Source organism: Flavobacteriales bacterium (assembly GCA_013214975.1).
GTDB lineage: Bacteria > Bacteroidota > Bacteroidia > DT-38 > DT-38 > DT-38.
The window spans coordinates 1-2258 of sequence record JABSPR010000150.1; the positions used below are offsets into that span (position 1 = coordinate 1).

2 protein-coding genes, 1 tRNA gene and 1 pseudogene are annotated in these 2258 nt (G+C 34.4%); 2 read left to right on the plus strand and 2 right to left on the minus strand.

Translation table 11 applies throughout. The annotated features are described in order from the left end of the window. Nucleotides 1-209: hypothetical protein (locus tag HRT72_05495; protein ID NQY67164.1), on the minus strand; the 209-nt coding region annotated here is incomplete at its 3' end. A 155-nt stretch (nucleotides 210-364) separates the two neighbouring features. On the opposite strand from HRT72_05495, the gene HRT72_05500 reads away from it, so the two are divergent. Both HRT72_05500 and HRT72_05505 read left to right on the plus strand, forming a co-directional pair. Continuing rightward, nucleotides 365-434 (plus strand) — tRNA-OTHER (locus tag HRT72_05500). Between the two features lie 675 nt (nucleotides 435-1109). Continuing rightward, the gene (locus HRT72_05505; GenBank protein NQY67165.1) at nucleotides 1110-1364 is read left to right on the plus strand and encodes a response regulator; all 255 of its coding nucleotides are present in this window, start codon (nucleotides 1110-1112) and stop codon (nucleotides 1362-1364) included. Between the two features lie 377 nt (nucleotides 1365-1741). On the opposite strand, the pseudogene tnpA reads toward HRT72_05505, so the two are convergent. Continuing rightward, a pseudogene (gene tnpA, locus HRT72_05510) lies at nucleotides 1742-2177 on the minus strand (IS200/IS605 family transposase). Nucleotides 2178-2258: the final 81 nt, after the last annotated feature.

Consider the following 2258-nt stretch of genomic DNA (forward strand, 5'->3'; position numbering starts at 1 on the left):
GAATACATTTTAAGTATGCGTGCTTGTTCTCTTTTAGAGTTAGGAATTCCTTTTACTGTTTTATCGACCTTATCCCAATTATTCTTCGTTACGTCAACTCCTGTCTTTATATATGCCTGTTTGCTTTTGTGATTTAAAAGAATGCAAACAGAATATGTGTTCTCTACGGTTTTATAATTGGTGTTTAATTTAAGTTTAATACTTGCCATAAGGATTTCGTTTTATTGTCTATTTCAGAAATTATCTGGGCGTGATCTTCACGTGTTTTTCACGTGTTTTTGGTATTTTCTGATATTTCCTACAAAACGCTAATTTACCTAATGTATTGTTACGAAAGGGATTGCGAGCCGTTTCGGCCTTTTATGGATTGTTAATAACCGCCTCATTAAAAACTACGAATGAGGCGGTTACAAGTTCGAATCTTGTCGGGTTCACAGATGATCAAGTCCCATTCCGTAATTCACGGAACGGGACTTTTTTTATTGGGTCTCACCAAGCTTGCTTGAGTGAGGTCACAATAAAAAAAGAACCGATCAGCTGAAAGATGATGAGACTTGATCCATTTCTTTATTAGACAAGATCACGCAGTAATCTTATACTAAGTAATAGTTCGCTTTTATTTACAGGTATCTTAAACCACTAATATTTACGTAGATATACTAATGTAAAAGAGAAAATGAATATCCAAATATTTACGTATTACTACTAAACTTATTCATTGAGAAAACGCCTATAACGAAACTTTCTAAAATTCTTGTTATAGAGACATGTTACAGAGCGGCTAATAGAAGAAATGGACGTATGCCATGCGCTGATATTTAAATCTAACGGCCAAGAGGCATTAGATTATTTCGATTCGCTTAAAAATAATGGAAAGGCATTTCCCGAGCTTGTGTTTCTAGATATCAATATGCCAGTAATGAGTGGCATAGAATTTCTTTAAACTTTCCAAAAAACCAATCATGAAGAAACTCATCCAGTAATCGTAGTACTTAGTACATCTAATTTAGAGAGTGACATTAATAAAACAGCGGCCTTAGATGTAACGCTCTATCTCCAGAAAAACCTTAATAAGATAAAAGTAAATCAAGCAATTTATTTAACTCTCTCTGAAACTCGAACATCAAAAAAAAGAATTTAACGTTCTTGTAGCAGATGACAATACAATCCAAAACCAGGTAATAAAGTGTATGCTTGGTATACACAATTGTAATGTAAGCACTGCCGTTGACGGCATCCAAGCTATTAAGCTCTACGAATCAGGTACGTTCGATCTTATTATTTCAGACATCCATATGCCTATTATGGATGGTAGAGAAACCGTTCAATACCTAAAAGAAAATATCAGGATGGGCCGCCTATAGTTGCTTTAACTGCAGAAGAATGGCAAGATGATGTAGAAATTTTAATTGCCCAAGGCTTTGCTGATGTTTACCACAAGCCCATAACACTTACTATGTGCGAATTACTAATTTCCAAGTACCTAACGCTCATTTCGGCTTAATGATTAATTGTATTACACTTCTATAAAACGAGTAGAAAAGAATTATCATTTAAAACGTTGTCGCATACCTACGTATTTTTGTACACAGGTAATTAACATATGCGTGTAATTACCCAATAAACCTTACTATCAGAACAACCCGATGGATATACAACTGTAATAGAATTTATGGAAACTAAACCACTATGGACTGAAAGTCCATAGGTTTCTTTAGCGACTGAAAGTCGCGCCTCACACCTATTCTAATATAAAGTTTGAATCATCTTCATCATTTGGATTTCTATGATGTTCCAGATATTCATTTACCATTTCATCAGTTATATTACCTGTGCTCCAACAACTATAACCAATGGCCCAAAAATGTCTTCCCCAATATTTTTTATTCAATTCAGGAAATTCCTGCTGTAACTTTCTTGAACTTCTTCCTTTCAATTTTTTTACCAAACTGCTTACCGACAGTGATGGCAAATAGTTGATTATGCATGTGGACATAATTATTGGATACCACTCCTTTCAATATGATAACATCTTCCACATCACATATTTGCCTCAATATTGTCCGGCAATGCTGCTTTATATCACCTTCTAAAACCGAATATCTATATTTACTTGCCCAAACAATATGAACAGTTAAACGTGAAACAGTATGACCAGATGTTCGTTGATTTTGCACATAACAAAGATGAACATCCTTAGAAGCTAAAGCGAGATGCACTGAAAGTGCATAGTTTTAACTCTTTTTGAGACCAATAAA